Annotated in this window: 5 protein-coding genes and 1 pseudogene; 2 read left to right on the top strand and 4 right to left on the bottom strand. The window is 68.8% G+C overall.

Going from position 1 to position 3,942, the window contains the following annotated elements:
* Positions 1-628: IS3 family transposase (locus AC2TEW_RS38515; RefSeq protein ID WP_484627609.1), on the bottom strand; the 628-nt coding region annotated here is incomplete at its 3' end.
* Entirely contained in the window at positions 625-879 is a 255-nt protein-coding gene (locus AC2TEW_RS38510) for a transposase (RefSeq protein WP_484627610.1), read from the bottom strand. The genes AC2TEW_RS38515 and AC2TEW_RS38510, both read right to left, overlap by 4 nt.
* A gap of 244 nt (positions 880-1,123) precedes the next feature.
* Between AC2TEW_RS38510 and AC2TEW_RS38505 the strand changes: the two genes are divergently transcribed.
* Together AC2TEW_RS38505 and AC2TEW_RS38500 are read left to right on the top strand one after the other, a co-directional pair.
* On the top strand, positions 1,124-1,933 hold the full coding sequence (locus tag AC2TEW_RS38505) for a class I SAM-dependent methyltransferase (RefSeq protein ID WP_484627808.1): 810 nt from the start codon (positions 1,124-1,126) through the stop codon (positions 1,931-1,933).
* A gap of 147 nt (positions 1,934-2,080) precedes the next feature.
* Positions 2,081-2,551: pseudogene (locus AC2TEW_RS38500) on the top strand (SDR family NAD(P)-dependent oxidoreductase); the annotation flags it as partial.
* Between the two features lie 73 nt (positions 2,552-2,624).
* On the opposite strand, the gene AC2TEW_RS38495 reads toward AC2TEW_RS38500, so the two are convergent.
* Positions 2,625-3,023: a type IV toxin-antitoxin system AbiEi family antitoxin domain-containing protein gene (locus AC2TEW_RS38495; protein WP_484627668.1), complete on the bottom strand. Its 399-nt coding sequence runs from the start codon at positions 3,021-3,023 to the stop codon at positions 2,625-2,627.
* Positions 3,020-3,874 (bottom strand): IS5 family transposase, encoded by an 855-nt coding sequence (locus tag AC2TEW_RS38490; RefSeq protein ID WP_484627669.1) that lies wholly within the window; start codon positions 3,872-3,874, stop codon positions 3,020-3,022. Before AC2TEW_RS38490 ends, AC2TEW_RS38495 begins: the two co-directional genes overlap by 4 nt.
* Positions 3,875-3,942: the final 68 nt, after the last annotated feature.

Genomic DNA, 3,942 nt, shown 5'->3' with positions numbered 1-3,942 from the left:
GGTGTTGCGTCCACCGGTTGAATCCACCTTCGCTGCCGCGGTCCGAGTGAAAGATGCAGCCTCGTTCCAGAGCGCCACGGCCGGCGGCCGTCCGCAGCGCGGCCACCGGCAGCTCGGCGCGGTGATGGTCGGCCATCGCGTAGCCGACGACCTCGCGGGTGGCCAGGTCGATGCAGGTTGCCAGGTAGAGCCAGCCCTCCTCGGTCGGCAGGAAGGTGATATCACCGACCAGCCGCATCCCCGGCCGGGACGCGGTGAAGTCGCGCCCGATCAGGTCCGGGGCGAACACGGGCCTGCGGCTCTGGCGGGTCAGACCGCGGCGCCGGCGGCGGGTGGCGCCCGTGATCCCGCGCTCGCGCATGATCCGCTCCACCCTCTTCCGGTTGACCGCCCGGCCCTGGCGGCGCAGTTCCGCGTGAACGCGCGGGACGCCGTAGGCACCTCGGGAGGCGAGGTGGATCACCGCGATCTCGGCGGCGAGCAGGTCCTCGGCCCGTTCGCGGGCGCGACGGTCCTGCCCGCCGGCCCGCCAGGCGTAGAAGGATGAGCGTGCGATCCCCAGCGCTCGGCAGATCCGCTTGACGCCGAAGGCGCCGTGGTGGTCCTCAACGAAACGGAAGCGGATCACCGATTCGTCTCGGCCGCGAAACAGGCGGCCGCCTTGCCAAGGATCTCGATCGTCTTCTGCTGCTCGAGGTTCTGCCGGCGAAGCCGGGCGAGCTCCTCGCGCTCGGGGCTGGTCAGGTCGCCGGGCCGGCCTCGCAGCCCCTCCGGGCTGACCCCGAGCTCCCGGGCGATCTCGGTGACGTTCCGATGCGGACAAGACCGGACGAGCGCGACCGCGTCCCTCTTGAACTCCGCCGTGTACCGCTTACTCATGTTGCTGTTGCTTCCCACCTGAAACTGCTTCCTCCGGGCTCACACGTCCCAGTCTCCAGGTGTCCAACCGAAAGGTGGAACTTCAGGGTGAGAACCGGCCTTACCGAGATACGGGGCGGATAGCCCCCCGGGGGATCAACCGATCGGATGACCGGCCGGAGACATGGTCGACACCACGCTGGAACTGTGGGCCCGCTTTGTATGAGGCAACACCCCGGGTAGCCCGAGAGCGAGGTTTCGACTGATGAGCACGGCATACGAGACGCGGTACGCCTTTTCCGGAGCGGTCGATGTGGACGACCAGCTCGACGCGCTGGAGACCATGCTGGATCCGGGAAGCGTCGAGTGCATCGGGCGTCTGGGGGTGCAGGCCGGCGCCCGATGCTGGGAGATCGGCGCCGGTGGTGGCTCCATGGCCCGTCACCTGCTCGAACTCGCCGGTCCCAGCGGACGGGTGATAGCCACCGATCTCGATACGTCCCGGATATGGGCACCCGGTGCGGAGATCCTGAGGCACGACGTCCGCCGGGACCCGGTCCCCGACGGTGGACCCTTCGACGTGATCCACGCCCGGTGGGTGCTCATGCACCTGCCCGAACGCCGGGAAGTGCTCTCCAGTCTGGTCGAGGCGCTGGCCCCGGGCGGATGGTTGGTCATCGAGGAGAGCAAGGTGACAGCCGACGAGCTCTCCGTGCTGACCAGTCCCGGCCCCGGCGACGCCCAGCTGTTCCGGCGGTTCACCAGCGCCGTCGTGCGGATCCTCACCGATGCTGGGGCCGATCCCCAGTGGGGCTCGCGTGATCTGCACGCCGCCATGACCGAAACGTCGTTGGAAGACGTCCACAGCGTCCACCGCACGGACAGCTGGACCGGCGGCGGCCCAGGCAGCCGCCTGCACGACATTCACACCCGCCAACTGCGCAATCCCCTACACGCCCGGGGATTCACCGACATCGACCTGGCGCGCGTGCGGCACATCGCCACCGACCCGGGCTTCAGCGCCATGTGGTACCCGCTCGTGTCCACCTGCGGACGCAAGCCAGCAGGTGCGTGACCACCGCTCCGTTGCCGGGCGCCCAGGCCACGGAACCGGCCCGACCACCGTGGGCCGTCCATAGCCGGACTCGCTGAGAAGAGCGAAGGCGCACCGAACGATCGATCACACACTGCTCCCGAACGGCCACAGACCCGAGGTATTCCCGTGTCCCGTTCCGTTCTGATCACCGGTGGCAACCGCGGCATCGGCCTGGCGGCCGCCCGCCGCCTCCAGGCCACCGGCGACCGCGTCGCCGTCACCTACCGCAGCGGCCCACCGACCGAGGGACTGCTCGCAGTCCAGTGCGACGTCACCGACACCAAGCAGATCGACGCGACGTTCACACACGCCGAAGCGGAGCACGGACCGGTCGAGGTCCTGGTCGCCAACGCGGGCATCACCAAGGACCAACTGCTGGTCCGCATGAGCGAGGAACACTTCATCTTGGTCCTCGACACCAACCTCACCGGCGTCTACCGGGCGGTCAAGCGCGCCACCCGCGCCATGCTGCGCGCCCGCTGCGGCCGCGTAGTGATCATCTCCTCCGCCGTGGCTCTGCGCGGTGAGAGCGGCCAGGCCAACTACGCCGCCTCCAAAGCCGGGCTGATCGGCTTCGCCCGCTCAACGGCCTGCGAACGCTTACGAAACGGCCCGCTCAATCGACGTCCAGGCCGGTTTGATCTACGCCTACACCGGCTCTGAGAGGACGTTAAGTCCGTTTCTGGTAGCGGCCGCGTCCGGGTTGGTCGAGGAGTCCCTGACGAACGAGTCGTCCCAGGCGGGAGCGGGTGGCGTTGATCGAGGGCTCGTTGGTGGGCAGGCCGAGGAGTTCGTGTAGGTCGCGAACCCGGAAGACCCGCCCGGGATGCTCGTTGAAGGCGGTCACGATGCGCTGGTAGACGGTGGCGGTCTCCGCAGGGGCCGGCTCGTGGTCGGGCAGGGCGAGGCCGTCGATGACCTTGCCGGCGGTGGCGATCTCGGCGAGGCGGGCCTCTACCTCGGCCAGTGCACCGGTGAGTTGGTCAATCTGTTCGCGCAGGTAGTCGGCGCGTGTGGCGGCCTCGTCGTGTTCGGCCTGCAACAGCCGCAGGAGTTCGGTGACGTTCATGCTGCCAGCTCGACGTCGTCGCGCCAGGCAGGGCTGGGGGCGGTGAGGCGGCGGAGCATGCCGGCGGTGGCGGCCCAGTAGACGCGGGAGGCGGCGTTGTCGAGCCGGTGGTCGTAGTCGCGGGCAAGGCGCCGGTGGAGCATGAGGGTGCCGTTGACCTGCTCGACCACCCACCGCTTCGGTTGCGGAACGAACCCCTTGCCCACGTCGTCGGGGTTGCGCCGGACCACCTCGACGGTGATGTCCTTCACCGCCCCGTGGATGATCACGGCATCCTTGAAGCCCTGGTCGACCAGGGCCTTTTCCAGACGCATCCCGCACCGCTCGTCCGCCTGGTCCAGCAGGGCGATACCGGCCTCGTTGTCGTGCGCGCTCGCGGCCAGGACGACCACGCCGATGATCAGGCCCAGCACGTCGACGGCCAGTCCCCGCTTCCTCCCGGGCGTCTTCTTGTTCGCGTCCAGCCCCGTCGTCCCCTTCGGCACCCCGGCCGCCACGCGGACGGACTGGGTGTCGATGATCACCAGGGACGGGTCCTCTAATCGTCTGGCCCGCTCCCGCACCTGGCAGCGCAGGATCTCCTGGATCCGCTGGTCAAGGCCGTCCTGGCGCCACAGGGTGAAGTAGTAGAACACTGCCGACCAGGCCGGTAAGTCGTGCGGCAGGAGCCGCCACTGGCACCCCGTCCGGTTCTGGTACAGCAGCGCGTTCACGACCTCGCGCAAGTCACAGGAGCCCGGATCCCCGGTCGCCGACCGCGACACCCGCTCCTGCTTCCAGGCGGTGACCAGCGGCTCGATCAAGGCCCACTGCCCGTCGGACAAGTCTGTTGAGTACGGCATCCGTTCCATACCCCGACCCCACCATGCACACGACACGCGAGTCAGCCCGAATACCTCCGTACCCACAAACGGGCGAC

It is taken from the genome of Kitasatospora sp. NEAU-CNBT7 (assembly GCF_057220535.1).
The sequence above is the reverse complement of the archived record's forward strand: the minus strand, read 5'-3'. Positions and strand labels throughout refer to the sequence as shown.